Annotated in this window: 17 protein-coding genes, 2 tRNA genes and 1 riboswitch; of the genes, 9 read left to right on the forward strand and 10 right to left on the reverse strand. The window is 38.4% G+C overall.

The annotated features are described in order from the left end of the window. Position 1 precedes the first annotated feature (1 nt). The gene (locus tag EU510_RS16280; RefSeq protein ID WP_149594356.1) at positions 2-1,126 is read left to right on the forward strand and encodes an aminotransferase class V-fold PLP-dependent enzyme; all 1,125 of its coding nucleotides are present in this window, start codon (positions 2-4) and stop codon (positions 1,124-1,126) included. On the opposite strand, the gene EU510_RS16285 is transcribed toward EU510_RS16280, so the two are convergent. The 4 genes from EU510_RS16285 to EU510_RS19940 form a co-directional block, all read right to left on the reverse strand. Continuing rightward, positions 1,110-1,598: an RNA-binding protein gene (locus EU510_RS16285; RefSeq protein ID WP_024597153.1), complete on the reverse strand. Its 489-nt coding sequence runs from the start codon at positions 1,596-1,598 to the stop codon at positions 1,110-1,112. The genes EU510_RS16280 and EU510_RS16285 overlap by 17 nt on opposite strands. A 308-nt stretch (positions 1,599-1,906) precedes the next feature. Next, positions 1,907-1,999, reverse strand: a tRNA-Ser gene (locus EU510_RS16290). A 51-nt stretch (positions 2,000-2,050) separates the two neighbouring features. Beyond that, positions 2,051-2,141 (reverse strand) — tRNA-Ser (locus EU510_RS16295). A 219-nt stretch (positions 2,142-2,360) separates the two neighbouring features. Then, the gene (locus EU510_RS19940) at positions 2,361-2,501 is read right to left on the reverse strand and encodes a hypothetical protein (protein ID WP_004335040.1); all 141 of its coding nucleotides are present in this window, start codon (positions 2,499-2,501) and stop codon (positions 2,361-2,363) included. Positions 2,502-2,826: 325 nt separating this feature from the next. Here EU510_RS19940 and EU510_RS16300 point away from each other — a divergent pair, with 325 nt between their 5' ends. Further along, on the forward strand, positions 2,827-3,696 hold the full coding sequence (locus tag EU510_RS16300) for a diacylglycerol/lipid kinase family protein (RefSeq protein ID WP_149594357.1): 870 nt from the start codon (positions 2,827-2,829) through the stop codon (positions 3,694-3,696). A gap of 37 nt (positions 3,697-3,733) precedes the next feature. On the opposite strand, the gene EU510_RS16305 is transcribed toward EU510_RS16300, so the two are convergent. Beyond that, positions 3,734-4,663, reverse strand: a complete 930-nt coding sequence (locus EU510_RS16305) for a DMT family transporter (protein ID WP_149594358.1) — start codon at positions 4,661-4,663, stop codon at positions 3,734-3,736. Positions 4,664-4,765: 102 nt separating this feature from the next. Between EU510_RS16305 and EU510_RS16310 the strand changes: the two genes are divergently transcribed. Further along, positions 4,766-6,208, forward strand: coding sequence for a PLP-dependent aminotransferase family protein (locus tag EU510_RS16310; protein WP_149594359.1), 1,443 nt, complete (start codon positions 4,766-4,768; stop codon positions 6,206-6,208). 552 nt (positions 6,209-6,760) lie between these two features. Here EU510_RS16310 and EU510_RS16315 read toward each other — a convergent pair. Beyond that, positions 6,761-7,555, reverse strand: a complete 795-nt coding sequence (locus EU510_RS16315; protein WP_149594360.1) for a YggN family protein — start codon at positions 7,553-7,555, stop codon at positions 6,761-6,763. Between the two features lie 387 nt (positions 7,556-7,942). On the opposite strand from EU510_RS16315, the gene EU510_RS16320 reads away from it, so the two are divergent. After that, positions 7,943-8,128: a PA3496 family putative envelope integrity protein gene (locus tag EU510_RS16320; RefSeq protein ID WP_007579801.1), complete on the forward strand. Its 186-nt coding sequence runs from the start codon at positions 7,943-7,945 to the stop codon at positions 8,126-8,128. A gap of 118 nt (positions 8,129-8,246) precedes the next feature. Here EU510_RS16320 and EU510_RS16325 read toward each other — a convergent pair whose 3' ends face one another. From EU510_RS16325 to EU510_RS16335, 3 genes are all read right to left on the reverse strand, one after another. Next, positions 8,247-8,744 (reverse strand): glutathione peroxidase, encoded by a 498-nt coding sequence (locus EU510_RS16325; RefSeq protein WP_149594361.1) that lies wholly within the window; start codon positions 8,742-8,744, stop codon positions 8,247-8,249. Positions 8,745-8,817: 73 nt separating this feature from the next. After that, positions 8,818-9,117, reverse strand: coding sequence for an AzlD domain-containing protein (locus EU510_RS16330; RefSeq protein ID WP_149594362.1), 300 nt, complete (start codon positions 9,115-9,117; stop codon positions 8,818-8,820). Next, a complete protein-coding gene (locus EU510_RS16335; protein ID WP_149594363.1) occupies positions 9,114-9,818 on the reverse strand; it encodes an AzlC family ABC transporter permease in 705 nt (234 codons plus the stop codon). Before EU510_RS16335 ends, EU510_RS16330 begins: the two co-directional genes overlap by 4 nt. Positions 9,819-9,925: 107 nt before the next feature. Between EU510_RS16335 and EU510_RS16340 the strand changes: the two genes are divergently transcribed. The 4 genes from EU510_RS16340 (at position 9,926) to EU510_RS16355 (ending at position 14,085) form a co-directional block, all read left to right on the forward strand. Next, entirely contained in the window at positions 9,926-10,588 is a 663-nt protein-coding gene (locus EU510_RS16340; protein ID WP_149594364.1) for a cytochrome b/b6 domain-containing protein, read from the forward strand. An 88-nt stretch (positions 10,589-10,676) separates the two neighbouring features. Further along, positions 10,677-10,749: riboswitch (cyclic di-GMP riboswitch) on the forward strand. A 96-nt stretch (positions 10,750-10,845) separates the two neighbouring features. Further along, positions 10,846-11,409, forward strand: coding sequence for a chitin-binding protein (locus EU510_RS16345; protein ID WP_149594365.1), 564 nt, complete (start codon positions 10,846-10,848; stop codon positions 11,407-11,409). Between the two features lie 141 nt (positions 11,410-11,550). Then, entirely contained in the window at positions 11,551-13,626 is a 2,076-nt protein-coding gene (locus tag EU510_RS16350; protein ID WP_149594366.1) for a S9 family peptidase, read from the forward strand. Positions 13,627-13,686: 60 nt separating this feature from the next. Then, entirely contained in the window at positions 13,687-14,085 is a 399-nt protein-coding gene (locus EU510_RS16355; protein WP_149594367.1) for a hypothetical protein, read from the forward strand. 22 nt (positions 14,086-14,107) lie between these two features. On the opposite strand, the gene EU510_RS16360 is transcribed toward EU510_RS16355, so the two are convergent. Beyond that, entirely contained in the window at positions 14,108-14,860 is a 753-nt protein-coding gene (locus EU510_RS16360; RefSeq protein ID WP_149594368.1) for a LytR/AlgR family response regulator transcription factor, read from the reverse strand. A gap of 238 nt (positions 14,861-15,098) precedes the next feature. Between EU510_RS16360 and EU510_RS16365 the strand changes: the two genes are divergently transcribed. Then, positions 15,099-18,038: a TonB-dependent receptor domain-containing protein gene (locus tag EU510_RS16365; protein ID WP_149594369.1), complete on the forward strand. Its 2,940-nt coding sequence runs from the start codon at positions 15,099-15,101 to the stop codon at positions 18,036-18,038. Positions 18,039-18,228: the final 190 nt, after the last annotated feature.

Here is an 18,228-nt window from a genome sequence, read left to right on the forward strand (position 1 = left end):
CATGCTTAAAAATGATTTTTGTATGGCCGATGGCTGTTATTTATTAAACCACTCGGTAGGGCGTCCTCTTAAAAATACACAGCAATATTTAGCTCAGCACTACTTTTTACCATGGGAGAGCTCAAATAAAGAACCTTGGCAACAATGGCTGCCCGCAGTTGAGCAATTTACTACCGCGCTTGGTAAGTTATTTAATGCGCCTAGTTCGCAGTTTTGTCCTCAGGTTAATTTATCAAGCGGCTTAACGAAGTTGCTTATGTCGCACCCTCGATTACAGCAAAAAAATTGTAAAGTGCTTATGGCGCAAAGTGATTTTCCGAGCATGGGTTTTGCAATGCAAAAAGCATTACCAGAGTGCGCGCAAATCATGTTTATACCTGAGCACGAAGATTTAAGTGACATTAGTGTTTGGCAGCGCTATATAACCGCCAATATTGATTTAGTTTTTATAAGCCATGTGTATTCAAATACAGGAGTGCAGGCGCCTGTGTACGATATTGTAGCTATAAGTAAATTAACCAATAGTTTATCAATAGTTGACGTTGCTCAGTCTGCGGGTGTTATACCGCTTGATTTAAGCGTACTCGATGCGGATTTTATGATTGGCTCGAGCGTTAAGTGGCTATGTGGCGGACCAGGTGCAGCATACTTATGGGTTAACAAACACCAAATAGCATATTGTGAACCTAAAGATGTGGGTTGGTTTTCGCATCAAAACCCATTTGAGTTCGATATTAACCACTTCGAATATAACGCCAGTGCGCTTAAGTTTTGGGGTGGCACTCCCTCTGTAGCGCCTTATATTATTGCCGCAAATAGTATTGCCTACTTTGCAGAGCTAACAGCTCACAAGGTAAGGGAGCATAATTTAGCTATGCTTACGCTTATTCATGAGCAACTAAGCGAATATGTTGTATCACCTATGAGTGGTGATAAATGCAGCGGGACTGTTATTTTGTTTTTTAACAAGCAGCAAAACCATGTATTAACAGAGCTTAATAAAGCGAAAGTCAGTGTAGATGCTCGCAAATTTGGAATACGAGTATCGCCACATATTTATAATACTCAAGAAGACGTTGCGCGATTTATTTCTATAGTAAAACGAGCGCTTAAGGATTTTGGCTAAGCTGCTGCTTTCTTTGCTTTAATGACTCTATTTTTTGCTGCGTTTGACTAATTGATGCGTCGTAGGCTTGTTTTAATGAATTTGTTTTAGTTGCGATAGCATCAGCAATAGACGAAGCGCCTAAACGATTGGCCTTATCTTGAGTCATGTAATCTATCTGTTGTTTTTTAGCTGCGTATTCTTTTTGGCTTTGTTCAATAGATAACTCAAGGCGCTTTATTTCACGCTCTATTTGTTGAACCTCTAAATAGTCATCAACAGAGGTATCGGTGATACCTTTACCGGGCGTAGAGCTTTTATAAGCTTCAATTACATTGATATCTTTTAGAGTAATAACTTGTGCATCTTTAGCGCAAGGCGTTTGGCTAAAAGTAGGAACGCCCTTAATTACACACTTATACACTGTTGTACTTTGTGCCAAGGTAAAAAATGGTGCTGCCGCGCAAAATGATAGCAATATGAACCGGATCATAGCTAATCCTAAAAGTGGCTAAAGTTGTGTTAATAATGCCCTAAGTTATTACTAGGCACAATTTGTTTAATTTTTATAAATTTTAGGCACAAAAAAACCACAATTAAGTGGTTTAAATTAAGTATGGTCCAGAGGGAGGGATAGACTTGCTTACATCCATGTAATCAATCGCTGCGCGACGCTTGCAGCGGCCCAAAATGTTCCAGACATTTTGTCGAATCCTGTCGAGGGTTCTCACCCTCCCAATTTAGTATCGGTGTTAAATTTTAGGCACAAAAAAACCACAATTAAGTGGTTTAAATTAAGTATGGTGGAGAGGGAGGGATTCGAACCCTCGATAGAGCTACAAACTCTATACTCCCTTAGCAGGGGAGCTCCTTCGGCCACTCGGACACCTCTCCAACGCATAACCGGTTGTATTGATGGAGTAAAAAAAGCCACCAATTAAAATATGGTGGAGAGATAGGGATTTGAACCCTAGATGGGCTATAAACCCATGCCGGTTTTCAAGACCGGTGCATTCGACCACTCTGCCATCTCTCCGTGACGCAGAATAATACTTAGGTGATACCGCTGTGTAAATAGCAAAATGACTGTTTGCCTAAAAAATATACGTAAATGAGGTTTTTTTTGTAAATAAGGGGAAATTAAGGCAATTTTTAATAAAATAAATAGGTTGCAGCAAACAATGGGAGCTAAATAAGTGACTTCATTTAGTGGTTGAGTGTTCGCTGCACCGAAAAAATAATCATGGTTGGGTGATTATTTATATTGAGCTGCACCGCTAAGTGCTAGTCTTTTACCAATCGTGTTAAGTTTAGCTAACATTCTTGCTTTACGGTTAGTTGGTTTAACGGCTACTTGCGCTGCTGCTGTTTGATTTAATGTATTAATTGGTTTCATTATTTTGCTCCGGTTGTATCTGTTGAAATCGCGTGCATTTTGCACGTTGTTTGATTAAAAATACAACGATAAAAATTGAGCCTGAGGGATTAGTTAAACTAATCTGAATTTATTTTATTAATGTGCAATTCAGTAAGTTGTATTACTGTTTTTGCATAGGTATTTAGATGGTAGTTGGTTTAAATCCCTTTAATATTGGGGTTTTTGCTTTTTTAATTTATTTTTATGCATTTTATATAGTGTTTTTTGATTATTTATTCAGATTAAAAAAATTTAATTAAACGTTTGTTATCTCACTCTAAAATACATTGCTGGAAACAAAAGCTTGTCACTACTAATAATTATTAAACCAAGTATCAAAAAACAGAGCCAAAAATCATTGGCATGGCTTAAAAGCATCTGTAAAAAACGCAGCTTTTCTTATTGTATATTCACTACTACGGGAAGCTTTGACGATGACTGCGCTCAAATAAGGTTGTTACTGAGTAAATTTCCCAAAGTAGTTGCACTAGGTGGCGATGGTACATTGAACTTGGCGGTTAATGCGCTAATAGGGAGCAGCTGTTCGTTAGCATTATTACCTTGCGGTACAGGTAACGATTTCTCCAGAGGGTTTAATTGCAAAGAAGATGATTGGCGAAAGGCATTATTTAATACACCGACAGCCATTGATATAGGAAAAATTAATAGCCGCTATTTTATTAATATTGCAGGGGTAGGATTTGATGCTCATGTGATTAAAACAATTAACGAGAAAGCTAATTTTTCATCTTTTGATTACAGTTGGACGAGTATTAAAGAGCTATTTTATTATCAAGCTCAGCAGTTACAAGGTACGTTTAATAACGATGCTCGGCAGTATCAAAATTTAATTACTGTATTTGCTAATCATAAGTACTTTGGTGGCGGGCTAAAAATAGCGCCAAAAGCAGATTTAATTGATGGTCAGCTTGAGTGTTATCAAATGCGATCGGGTGGGCTTTTTTATAATGCAATAAGCTTTATTAAGTTATTTTTTAAGCGTCATGAGTATATAAAAAACCTTACCTATAGTCGCTTAAATACAGCTTCTATAAATACTGAAGGGCTATTGATTGAAGCAGATGGTGAGCTGATAGGTAAAACTCCTGCAGTTGTTAGTGTGCATGGACAGGCCTTACTTTTTCATATGCCAATAAAAAAGCGCCTACAGTAAAGTAGGCGCTTTTGCGTTAGTTGCGTTAATAACGCGTCTAACTGGGGACGGAGCCACTTTTAGCTATTGCTCTATTAGCTAAAAAGGCGTTAATTCGTTTTGTTGGGGTAAGCACAATGGCGTTACCTAATAGCACTAAGCTAAACCCTGCAAAGGTATTTGCGTGCCATTCAAAGCCTTCAAAAAAACTACTTAGCGTTACTGCCACTAATGGGAATAAAACAATAACGTAGCTGGCTTTTTCAGGGCCTATATTTTTTAGTAGTGCAAAGTAACAACCAAAAGCGATTACGGTGCCAAATATTGATAAGTAAAGTAATGATAACCAGTAACTCGGTGGTGCGTTTACACTAAATTGCACGTCATTCATTAATACATATAGCGCTAAGCCTACGGCGCTATATAACATGCCCCATGCATTACCTTGTAATACACCAATTTGCTTACGAGAATTTCGGACGCTTACCATATTACCTAATGAAGCCACAAAGGTACCGCCAAGGGCAAGTAGTAACCCGACCAATGCACCATTACTTAAGTCGAACTGCTGTAACTGCGGCCAAAACAGACACGTAATACCTAATACAGCAAGAACAGCCCCTGTATAAATTCGCTTTGAGATTGGTTTACCAAAAAATAATCGAGTGTTAACTATGTTCATAACCAGCAGCATCGAAAAGGCAATGGAGCTCATGGCTGAGGTTAGGTAATTTTGTGCCCAGTAAAGCATTAAGTAATTTAAACCAAAGTTAAACAGAGCTAATAAAGCAAAAAAGCCATGATCGACTAATGAGAAACGCATGTCGGGTTTTTTGTACGCTACATACAACCACATTAAAAGCGCTGCAATAGCAAAGCGATAAAATAACGATAACTCGACTGCAATATCGCCTAGTTGAAATTCTATGGCTAACCAAGTAGAACCCCAAATTAAAACGGTTGTAATGTATAGCGCTGCACTTTTCATGGTTAGTCCTCAAAGCCCGATTGAATGGCTATTTTAAGACCTATCTGTATACTTACCATATACAGAAAAGTAAAAATGTAACCTATACAGATTTGGTGTGTGATGATAAGACAAAAAAATAGCCAAGGGCACGATTTTTTATATCAACAAGTTATTCAGTTAATTAGGGATATGAGTGCTCAACAAGTTTTACTCCCCGGCGAAAAACTACCATCACTACGTAAAATGGCAGATAACTTAAATATAAGTATTCCCACTGTAAAACAAGCGTATCAAGCACTTGAGGATCAAGGGCTAGTAGAGGCACGCGAAAAATCAGGTTACTTTTTAAAAGCTGTTAACGCCGCGCATAACTTACCTAAGCGAGTTAAATTAAGTCGCGAGCCTGTTGTGGTAAATAAACAAGCCTTAATAGAGCAGGTATACAGCGCCATTCATCAAGCTAACGTAGTCCCTTTTGGTATCGCTAACCCTATAGCCGCTGCACCTACCGATAAAGCGCTTGGCAGAAATATGCGCCGCGTAATGACAATTGCCGGCAGTAAAGCCATTAACTATGGGCCAACAGATGGATTTGTGCCGCTGAAAAAGCAACTAGTGCATCGCTATCTAGATTTTGGCATTGGTATTGATATGGACGAGCTTGTGATCACCAATGGTGCACAAGAAGCCATGGCTATTGCACTTAAGTGTGTGACAAAGCCAGGCGATGTAGTTGCCATTGAGACGCCTTGTTATCACGGGATTATAGAGCTAATAGAGAGCTTAGGCCTCAAAGCGCTCGAAATACCACTGTGCCCAGATAATGGCATTTGGTTAAGCGATTTAGAACGTGCTTTAAACGAGCATGATATAAAAGCGTGTTTATTCTCGACAGCAATTAGCAACCCTGTAGGCAGCTTTATGCCAGATAAAAACAGGCAGCAGCTGGTGGAGCTACTTGAAAGTCATGACGTAGTGCTTATTGAAGATGACGTATACGGTGATTTATATTTTACGGCAAAACGAGGCACACCTGCTTTAGCGTACTCTAAAAAAGGATTAGTGATTAGTTGCTCATCTTTTTCTAAAACGGCAGCGCCGAGCTATCGTGTAGGTTGGTTAGTTGCGGGTAAATTTGCAACGCAGGCAAGGCGATATAAAAGAGCACTAAGTTGCTCTGCTTCGTTAATAAACCAATGGACGTTATCTGAGTTTATTGCCAGCGGCGAGTACGACCGAAATTTAAAAGTACTTAGGCAACGCCTGCGCGATAACAAAGAGCGTATGCGATGGTGCTTACAACAAGCTATGCCAAAAAATACACGTATAAGCGATCCAAAAGGAGGTTGCGTAATGTGGCTTGATTTAGGAGGCGAATACGATAGCCAAAAGTTATTTTTACTTGCACTTGAAGTGGGTATTAGCATAACCCCTGGGCTTATTTTTTCGGCCTCTAATAAATATAAAAGCTGTGTAAGGTTAAGTTATGGTGTGCAATGGAACGCGCAAATTGAGCAAGCAATAGTTACATTGGGTAAGCTTACTTTATTAGCTAAAAAGTAATACCAATCTGCTTATATATGGGGTCTATTTAACGTTAAGAAAATTACGCTAGAACTAGGCAAAAGTTTTTGTATCTAGGGTCTGTTGATCTTTCAAGGTTGAATTTGCAGCAGTCTGTTTGGTATTTAGGCAAGGCAGAGCCTATGTAGTGTGGTTATTCCCCATAAATGGGCGATAACGTAGCATTAATGCCAAACAGGCGCTGCCCAGAGGGTTCTTCCTAGGGACTATTTACTCTTTGTTGCTCGGTTTTTACTTAGCCCACTAGGTTACAAATCTCGCGCCGCGATTAAATAGCCCCTAGTTTGAAAAAATTTTAATCCGCAAAGATCAACAGGCCCTAGTTGTTCTCGGCAATTGCTCCCTGCATTGCTCTACCTCCTGCATCCATGCAGTCGTAAATAAAAAATTTTTAACGACGTTATAGTGCAATTTAATTCGTTAAATTGATCAAAGATTTATGCAGGTTGGTATAAGTCAACGAAATACAAAAAAGCAGCATTTAAGTAAACTTAAGTGCTGCCAAAGGGATGTTAAATAATGTTTGCTGTACTAATTTTGTTTAAAGCTAAATAACTGATAACCTTCAAGCTCAGGCACTTGCATTACTAATTGCTCTTCTTGTTTTGCAATATCAGCAAAGTTTCCACATAAAGAGTTAGCACGTTCTTCAAGTGCGCTTGCATGTAGCTCTACTTTTTCTTCTATTTGTGCACCCATATTTTCCATACGTTGTTCAAAGGCATCCATATCACCGCCTGAACCAAGTAACTCAGAACCTAAAGCTACTAAAATACTGCCCATTGATTGCATCACTGCTGATTCAACCGCTGTTTCTATCTGCTGCTCAAATTGTTGTTCAAAGTTTTCGCCAAATTGATTAAAACTTTGTTGGCCCATCACAAATGTACCTTGTTGGTAAAATGTGTTTTCTACCTCAATTTTAATGTCGTCCATAAGCTCAGACATATTATCAAGGCCGTCAATATTAAATGCATTGCCCACTTCTTCTAATGCTACTCCGGCAATTTTAACGCCTTCTAGCGCTATATTAGCTACTTCAGGTAGTTGTGTGCGTAAACTATCAGAGTACTTGGTTAGCGCGTCGCGCTGCGAATTATTTAGTGCTACAAATTCGCCATTTACAGTTAAGTCACCATGGGTATTAAACTGCATGGTTTTATTGTTGACGGTAAAAATTTCCAATTCGTTTGGCTTAATGCGCACATCATTTTTAAATTCGACGTTACATTCATCATTACTAAATGAAATTGCAGAATCGTTATTGTTATGAGCCATAGCGGCTGGCGTACAAATTAATGCGCTAACTAATAGTAATTTTTTCATGTTTGTTCTCTACTTTTTGTTGATGACGATTAATTAATAACAAGTTTGATGCCAGTTTTATTTTTTAATATAAAACATATGGTTAACTGTTTTTGTTTGTTTTTTAGTAAATGAAATCAATTAATAAATAACTATTATTTAGTCAAATTGGCTAACTAATAAAAATTAATAAATTTTATTTATCGATACGATAAAAAACTCTCACTTTCCTCAATTCAAATTTAGCGCTATTTATTCACATTACTGACATGAAGACTATTTACAGTAGTCACGTGGCTTTATTTTGATGTTAATTTGCACAGCATTTTGACGTTAAACATTTTAATTTTACCGACTATTGCGATAATAAAATCCTTGGTTGGTCTCAAACACTTTATGGAGTGGGTTGTGGGTAAGACATTTAGTTACGATGCGCTAGATGACGATTTTGTTGAAGACGAGTACGAAATGCTCGGCCGTAATCAACACGATAAGAACAAGCAAAAGGTTAAAAAGAAGTTGGAAGACTACCTTGAGCAAAAACGCTTGCGTAAAAATCTAGGCGAAGATGATTTAAGCGATTACACCGATTAAATTTCACTAGTATAAATAAAATACCAATTAATATTGAGAGTTTAAATGTGCAGTTATGCGTATGTTTAAGTTTCAGTAGTATTGGCAATAAAGAGGCCTTGCGCCTCTTTATTACTTTTTAAAGCGCACTTTTAGTTTGTGCCAAAGCTTTTTGAATTGTAAGTTCTAGCTTTTCTGGTTTAGTAAAAGGTGCATAACGTTTAATTGGCGTACCATCTGCGGCAATTAAAAATTTAGTAAAATTCCACTTTATTTTACGTGTTAAAAAACCAGGTAAAGCCGATTTTAAAAAACGAAAGACTGGGTGAGCATGCTTACCGTTTACATCTACTTTGGCCGCCATTAAAAAACTCACACCAAAATTAATTAAACACCCTTGCTCTATTTGTGTAGCGTCGCCGGGTTCTTGCTGACCAAATTGATTACACGGAAACCCTAAAATAACTAAACCTTGGCTGGCATATTTATTATGCAAAGCTTGAAGCGACTCGTATTGGTAGGTAAATCCACATTTACTTGCGGTGTTAACAATCAGCACAACCTTACCTTCAAAATCACTAAAGTTAATAGGTTGACCCTGCAAGCTTGTTGCGCTTAATTGATGAAATTTGTGCATATTGGCGTCTTTTTTATTATTGTTATTGGTATTTTAACCTGAGTACAGTATTTCATAAAGTACAAAGAGTGCTCTAATTTAATATTAAAAATAGCCCCATACCGGCAAGTGTTGTGTAATAAATATTATGTGTTTTATAGGCAACAACAATGGCGACTATCGCTGCGCTTAAATAAGGGTTTTGCCAGTTTAAGTTAATGCCATCTTCATTCAAAAACACGATAGGCACCCAAATTGCTGTAAGCACCGCAGGTGCGCTAAAGCTTAAAAATTGCTGCATTTTAGGACCTACTTTAAACGGTAAAGCGCGGTGTAAAAATAAATAACGCGTAAAAAATGTAATGCACGCCATGAGTAAAATAGTTGTCATCATAGTGTTGCTTCCTTTTTAGCGGTTAGCCTTGCTGTGCTGTAACCTGCGGCCATTGCCAGCAGCGCTGAGCAAACAAGCCATAACTCAAATCCTGTACTTTTTAAAAGCGTTGCGCTAACACCAGCTACAATTACCGTAACGAGTGAGGCCAAATTTTTAATCCCCGGAATAACCAACGCGATAAACGTGGCAGCAATCGCAAAATCGAGCCCTAAATTAGTTAAGTCGGGCAGCATTGTGCCCGCTATAATGCCAATTAATGTCCAAATATTCCATGCAATATAAAAGCTAAAACCAGCGCTCAATGCGTATATTAAACGTGTTTTTGTTCTATATGCTTTTCGATGATGAGAAAACGCAAACAGCTCGTCGGTTAAAACAAAGCTCACCGGTAAGCGCCAACGCATAGGTTGATCAATGACCTTATGACGCACAGCTAAACCGTATAAAAAGTGCCGAGAGCTAATAATAAATGTTGTAAATAAAATTGTGAGCAATGGTGTGTTGCCCGCCATAAGTTCAATCGCAACAAGCTGTGCAGAGCCTGCAAATACTAATAATGACATTGCTTGGGTTTCAAAGGCGCTAAAACCATTTTGAATCGCTAAAGAGCCGCATAAAATACCCCAAGGAACAACGGCTAAACACAGCGGTAGCATATCTAAAAAGCCTTTTAAAATAGCTTTTTTAACTGGTTGCATGATATTTACACTCACGGCTTGTAGAATGGCTCATAAGGATACCTTAATATTATGATGTTAAAGTAGTTAACAAATTAAATAATACTGTTTTTTTAAGGATAGGCACAATGACGACGTTAAAAGTGTGGGATGGGTTTATTAGATGCTTTCATTGGTTTTTGGTTGTAAGTATTGCAGTGCTTTATTTTAGTATTGAAGAGGGCATGATTGAGCTTCATTTTGTTGCTGGCTTTTTTACTTTAGCACTTATAGTAACACGTTTAATTTGGGGTGTTATAGGTAGTAAAACCGCGAGATTAAGTGGGTTACTGCACTCTCCTAAATCTATTTTTAAGGCATTAAAATCACCAAGCGAATCGTTAGGCCATTCAGCGCCCGGTAGTTGTATGGTGATAGTGTTTTTTATATTAATTATAACGCAACTTGTTAGCGGCCTAATGAGTAGCGATGGCATTTTAACTGATGGCCCGCTTGCTCAATATGTGTCTAGCGATACGATTGATTTTGCCAATTGGCTACATGAGCTGAATTTTGACATTTTACTTTATGCTATTGGCTTGCATGTATTAGCTATTATTGTTTATAGAATAAAAGGCAAACCGCTGGTTAAGGCGATGATCACAGGCTCAAAAGAGTTAAAAGCGGATGACTCTGAGGCTAAAGCTAAAGTAACAAAGCCGTCTTGGCCTGCGTGGTTAATATTTATATCTTTATTGGTGTTGCTGGTATTTACGTGGGCGAAAGAGCCTTTAACTTATTTATTTAGTTAAAAACATATTAAACCAACCTTAAAGGGTTGGTTTTTGTTTTTGGTTACATTCTTTTGTTTGATTGTTATGCGGGGCCGAATTATAATCGTCGCATTGCTGGCAAACTAGCCGAAAGGTTAGGGTGCAAAGTTTCCAAAAGCTATGGTAGCGGGACTACTGCATAACGTGTTGTTATGTATCACTTGCCCTCAGTGTATTTTTTGTGTATCCATAGTCTATGGATAAGATTTTGTAACTCTTAAGGTGTTGCCGTGTTTATGCATACGTCGTTGGCCTGTGGAAAATGGTCAACAATAGGTTGCTTAAATCATCATACCCAATTATTTATTGGTGATGTGGTGAGTGTAACCTTTTACGACATGCAAGGAGAGCTGGTTAGTTTATCATTTGATTACAAGATCACCTCGCTTGAGCAAGGTGAGCCTCATGCATGGCCACGTTTAGTTGCCGAGCATATTAATGTGCATGTACCTCTTGTTAGCGCAGGTAAAATGACCGAACAGGGCTTAATTGTAGCCTATAGAAATAATGAAATTTTTGCTTTGCAAAGCAGTGGTATATGTAAAGCACACGTCGATTTTCATTGTATTGCAAAATGCGATGAGCGTGTTATTAATAACGCCGATGCATATGACTATGTGTACCCTGAAAATTGTGAAAACTATAATGCGGGTACAAAGGTATTGCAGCCAAAAACTGGGCATGTGTATCAATGCAGGCCTTGGCCATTTAATGAATTTTGCCGCACGAATGACGATAATAAGTCTATGTTCGAACCCGGTGTAGGACAAAGTTGGGCTATGGCTTGGCAGCAAATATGAAGCTCAAGTGAATTATCTTCCCAAAGGTATAGCGGTTTTAGTAATGAAGCGTTTACCGTTTTAGCCCATCCAACTATTGGATGGGCTTTTTTATTTTTATGATAAACTGCAAATCACATTATTTTTTTAATTGGTTTTTTTGTGTCTCGTCCTGACTACTCTTTAAGTTTATTACCTAATTTCCCGATTGCTAAACAGCAAGCCCATACATTAAGTACCCACAATAAAATACGTACCGATAATTACTATTGGATGCGCGATGACGATCGCCAAGATGAGCAAGTACTTGCGCATTTATATGCTGAAAATGCGTACTGCGATGAACAGTTAGCTGCTATGAAGCCACTACAAAATACACTTTTTGAAGAGTTAAAAGCACGCATTGTAAAAGATGATAATTCGGTACCCGTTAAAGACGGGAAATACTGGTATCACTCAGAAGTTCGTGGTGATGATGAATACTCGCGTCATTATAGAAGTACAAGCATAAAGGCTGATAATAAAGAGCTTTTACTTGATGTGAATGTATTAGCTGAAGGATTTGAGTTTTTTGAGCTAGGAGAGGTCGCCCTCAGCCCATGTGAGCAGTTTATGGCTTACTCTGAAGATACTGAAGGTCGTCGTATTTATAATGTTCGCTTTAAAAGCTTAGTGACCGGTGAAATGCTACCTGATGTACTTGAAAATACAGAAGGGCAAGTTGTTTGGGCTAACGACAATAAAACCGTTTTTTATGTAAAAAAAGATTTAAAAACGCTATTAGGATACCAAGTATTTAGGCATGAGCTTGGCAGCGAGCAAAGCCAAGACGTAATGGTCTACGAAGAGCAAGACAGCAGCTTTTTTATGGGACTTGGTAAAAGCCGCGATGAAAACTTAATTATTATTGATTTAGCATCGACAGAGACCAACGATACATGGGTGCTTGATGCTAATAAGCCCACTGGCGAATTTAAAGCATTAATGCCGCGTGAAAATGGCCACGAGTTTGACGTAGATAAGCTAGGTGACACATTTTATATTGTGACTAACTGGCAAGCTAAAAACTTTAGATTAATGACAGCAACAAACGAAACGATTGCTGATAAAACTCAATGGTTTGAGCATACAGCTCACAGAGAAAATGTCCTGCTTGAAGGTGTCGAGTTATTTAATGACTTTTTAGTATTGAGTGAACGCGAACAAGGGCAAGCTCGATTTGTAGTTGTTAATAGGCAAGGGGATCGTATGGCACTTGAGTTTGCCGATCCTTGTTATTATGCTGCAATAGCAATGAACCCAGAGCCAGACACTCGCACTGCGCGTATTTATTACTCAAGTTTAACAACACCAGGTTCGTTATATGACGTTGATTTAGCAACCGGCGAAAAAACACTACTTAAACAGCAAAAAGTACTCGGTAGTTTTAATGCCGATGACTATCAGTCGGAGCGATTAATGGTAATGGCTCGCGACGGAGTTAAAGTGCCCGTATCGGTTGTTTATCGAAAAGACAGCTTTAAAAAAGATGGCACAAATCCGTTATTTCAATACGGCTATGGCGCCTATGGCTATACGATCGATCCTAGTTTTTCTAGTTCGTCACTGAGCTTGCTCGATCGTGGTTTTGTTTATGTAATAGCACATGTTCGCGGCTCTGAAATGCTAGGTCGTCAGTGGTACGAACAAGGTAAAAAAGAGCATAAACAAAATAGCTTTAGTGACTTTATTGACGTGACAAAAGCGCTTGTTGCGCAAAACTATTGTGATAGCAGCAAGGTGTTTGCCTCAGGCGGCAGTGCAGGTGGTTTATTGATGGGGGCAGTTGTAAACCAAGCACCAGAGTTATATTGCGGTGTTGGCTGCCATGTACCATTTTTAGATGTATTAACCACGATGCTTGATGAGAGTATTCCGCTCACAACAAATGAATACGATGAATGGGGTAATCCAAATGAGCCTCAGTTTTATGATGTAATCGAAGCTTACTCGCCGTATGACAATATTCGCGCACAAAACTATCCGAACATACTCGTTACTACCGGCCTTCACGACTCACAAGTGCAGTATTGGGAGCCTATGAAGTGGGTTGCAAAAATGCGTGAGCTTAAAACAGATAGTAATATTTTAGTATTTAAAACCGATATGGATGCAGGGCACGGTGGTGCATCAGGTCGCTTTAAAAGTTTAGAGGAAAAAGCACTCGAAATGGCCTTTTTTATTGCTTTATTAAATTAACTGCAAAATCAGAAAATTGTATTATCCTATATATAGAAGTTGATATATGTAAGGCGATTTATGTTTGGAGCACATGGTGAATTTCAGATTTGTTCAAAGCCACCTCTGATGTATTTAGAATTAAAGGGGAGCTTTAACAATGAAGGCATTACGCTGTTAACTAATGGCGTTGTTCAGGAGCTGAGCACTCACCCTGAAAATACGATTAAGTTTGTGGTTGTTAATTTAAGAGAGTTTGAGCTGTTAACTTTGGATGGCCTCGATTCATTAGAGACCTATTTTGCCGGTGTAAAAGAACGTGGCTATCAACGAGTTGACTATATAAACATTAATATCATAGCTAAAAATATGTTTGAAAAAGTATGGAAAAATAGCGATGTAGAAGTTAATTTTTATAAAGATACCGACAGCTATTTATTAGTGCACCCAAATGACAGTTATATCAAACAGAACTGGTAACTAACATGAGTATTATAAACCGCTATTGAAGAGGGCTTATAATACTCTCTAAACACCCTTTATAGCGGCGTGAAAGGTTTAAACACATATCGTTTTTCAGCCTTACTTTATAATCGCCACTGTCAGTAGGCATCAGTTCGCAAATAGCTTGTTTTCTTACCAGCGTTGAACGATGAATACGAACAAACCCTTCTGGTTCTAGCTGTTGTTCAATATTTTTCATGGTTTCGCGATGTAGTACCGGCGTATTACCTTGGGTAAAATGCAGCTCTACATAGTTGCCCGCACCATTAATCCAAATAATATCATTTATATCAATTAGCCTTACCTTACCTACATCTTTAACCACAATATGTGATGATGGCTTTTCAGCTTGTGTGCTTTGCGGGTATTGGCGTTCGGCCGCACTTGCAATCGGGCAAAGGTGAATCAGCTTATCAAAGCACTTATCAATACGTGATGCAGTTGAATCTAATATTAAAAAATCAACAGCGCCAACTTCAAAGGCAAAACTCGCAAAATGTCCCGATTGGGCAATAATGACTAACTTCAGCTTTTTAGCAAGCTCTGTTAAATGCACTATTTGCATAGGGTCAGCTAGGTTGGTTAGTTCGTAAAACAGTACATTGTATTGATCAGTGTCTATTTGATCTAATCTATTTGTTTGAAGAAAAGATTGAGATTCAAAGTGCCGGTGATCTTGCACGCGCTTTGTTAAAAATGTTGCAAACTTAGTGTTACTAACAAAAGTTAATGCATGAAAAGAAGCGATCATTATTTTATATCTCTTGCTGTATATAATAATAAAGACCGTGCTTAGCGGAAAAACTGTTATGAAAAGTACAATATATTTATAAAATAATTGTGACGTACTAATTCATCTCATAAAACCAGCTATTCGTACCAAAGACTACGCCTCATAAATAATGCCCGTAGAGTGTTTAAAAAATTCCCCTTACTGTAATCCGCGAAGTAACTATTTAGTTACAAAAATAACAATTCAGGGGGATTACATGACATTAACTAACAAAGGTAGCTCGCGATTATTTAAAAAATCGTCGTTAACAGTTGCGTTAAGCAGCGCGATACTTGCAAGCTTTTCATTTCAAGGTGTTGCTGCAGAAGATGACGAAATTACTAAAATAGAACGTGTACAAGTTACAGGTTCTCGTATCAGCAAAGCGAAGCTTTCTCAACCAGCACCTATTGTAACAATTACAGCTGAGGATATTGCAAAAGGTGGCACCCCTGATCTTGGTAGTATTTTAGCTGAATTACCGTCGATAGGCGCAACAGATACATTAGTCGGCAATAATGACAGTAATGCAGCAGCAGGCGTAAGCTCTGCCGATTTAAGACGTTTAGGGGCCGCAAGAACACTTGTTCTGGTAAATGGTAAGCGCCATGTAGCGGGTGCACCTGGTTCATCACAAGTCGATCTAAATACGATACCTTCCGCACTGATAGAAAGAATTGAAATTATCACAGGTGGCGCATCCGCTATTTATGGCTCTGATGCTGTATCGGGTGTTATTAATGTCATTTTAAAAGATAATTTTGATGGTTTACAATTTAATGCATCAGTTGGTAATTCAACTGAGGGTGTAGGTACTGAAAACCATAGCTTTAGTGTTGTGGCTGGGACAGATATTGCAGGCGGTAAAGGTAATATAACATTCTTCGCAGGTCAAGACAGAGTACGCCAGGTTTTAGCCAACGATTTACGCCAGACAAATGCTTATGGCACAGTAGATAACCCATTAAATACTGGTGAAAATGATGATATTCCAGATCGTTTAACAGTGCCTAATGTGCTTTCTGAAAGAATAAGTGAAAATGGTGTAATTAATCCATTTGGCGATAGTGGAAGTATCTATACTTTTAATAATGGTGGTAGAGCTGAGTTAATGCCAGCACGAGAAGCAAGCGGTAGCTTTGCTTTTGGTAACTTCCCAGATGGTTGTGAATTTTGTGCTAATACACAAGATTATGAAAATGTATTACCAGAACTTGAAAAGTTAACACTTGGTTCTACATTAAATTATAACCTTACAGATAATCATACATTTTATAGTGACTTTAAATTTGTGCGTACTGAGGTTGAGCAACAATTTCAACCATCTTTTGAATTTGGTGGTATTTTCATTGATGTTGAAGATAATCCATATTTAGATAGCAACCTTCGCCAGCAGCTACTTAGTGAAGGTACTACTAGCGTTGAAATGTCTAAATTTTTTGGTGAGCTAGGAAACCGAAGCGCAGATAATAAGCGTGAACTATTTCGTGTTGTGACTGGGCTTAAAGGGATCTTCACTTTAAGTGAGACGGACGTTGATTATGATTTTTATTATGTTTACGGCCAAACAGATAATCGCCGAAAAACGCTTAATGATTTAATTCCAGATAATTTGGTTGCTGCACTTGATGCTGTGATTGATCCTGCTACAGGTGAAGCTGCATGTCGAAGTCAGGTACCTAGCTTACAAGGTGAAGGTTATACTGATCCCGCTAGTGTAAATGGTGACGCTTGTACTCCATACAATGCATTTGGCTTTGATCAAGCCTCAGCAGCTGCTAAAGATTATGTATCAGCAGATGTTACTCGTACAGATACAATTACCCAAGAACTTATTGGCGGCAGTATAACATTCGATACGGGCGAGTTTTTTGAGCTTCAGGGCGGCGCAATTGGTTTGGCTACCGGTTTTGAATACAGAGAAGAAACTTCAGAGAGTATTACGGATGAATTTACAAAAGCTGGATTTTTATCAAACGCGGCTACACCTGATGCATACGGTGAGTTTGATGTAACAGAAGCATTTATTGAAATAAATTTACCTCTATTAACAGATGTAGCATTTGCAAAAGAGTTAACTATTGATGCAGCTTACAGAACAGCTGATTATTCTCATGCAGGTAACGCTGATGCGTGGAAAGTTGGTTTATTATATCGCCCTATTGATGATGTTCGTATACGTGGTACTTATGGCCAAGCTGTTCGTGCACCAAATATTACAGAGGCATTTGATCCACAATCTCCAGGCTTTGCTAATATAACAGACCCTTGTGATGCTGATCGTATTGATAATAATCCAAATCGTGTAGCTAACTGTGCAGCACTAAATATAGGTTCAGGTTTCCAAGCTAATGATAACGTAAGTGTAGATCTTATTAGTGGCGGTAATCCTAATTTAGAGTCTGAAACGTCAACGTCATTAACAGCAGGAGTTGTTTGGACGCCAAGCTTTTTTGAAAACTTTTCATTAACAGTTGACTACTATGATATTGAAATTGAAGATGCGATTTCCTTTATCGCAGCGCAAAGCGTGATTGATAACTGTGTCGATGCTGCAGGTGGGCCTGATGCAGCTTTCTGTTCGCAAGTTGATCGTGATTCAGCTAGTAATGATATCGCATTAGTTCGCTCTGGATATTTAAATGCAGCATCAATAACAACAAGAGGTATTGAGGCTGATTTTGATTACGATATGAACTTAACTGATTACTCATTAGAGGGTGAGCTGAAGTTTAACTTATTCGTAAATCATCTTCTTGAGCTTGATGTTTTTGAATTCCAAAATCTTCCTGATACAGTAAATGTTGAAGATGGAGAAGTTGGAGATCCTGAATGGCAGGCTCGTTTTTCTGCTGTATACAAGTACAACGACTTAACACTTAACTGGACTACCCGATATACAGATCGTTCTGCGCGATTTGATTTATCACCAGACGGCGATATTGAAGAGGATTTACAGCCTGGTTACGTCGGCTCTATTATAACGCATGACATTTCAGCAAGTTATAACGTACTTGATAATACACGTGTAGATTTCGGTCTTCGTAATGTCACAGACAAATTACCGCCTGCATATATTTCTGCTAGTGGTGGTGATGAAGCTATTTACGATGCTGTCGGTCGACGCTTTTTTGCTAATTTAAGTGTGAATTTCTAATTCAAACTATTTTTAGAATAAAGTCATCGATAGTTACAGGCTTTTTTCCCACTTAAACCAAAAACAACGCCACTGGTAACAGGGGCGTTGTTTAGTATTGGGAGGAGGCTAATATAGTAACCGAATCGTTAAGTTATTTAACGATTTATCCCTATTTGTGGCCCTCTTCATTGAGGGCTTTTTTTCTTAA

The sequence above is a fragment of the Pseudoalteromonas sp. FUC4 genome (assembly GCF_008370255.1).
Taxonomy (GTDB): domain Bacteria; phylum Pseudomonadota; class Gammaproteobacteria; order Enterobacterales; family Alteromonadaceae; genus Pseudoalteromonas.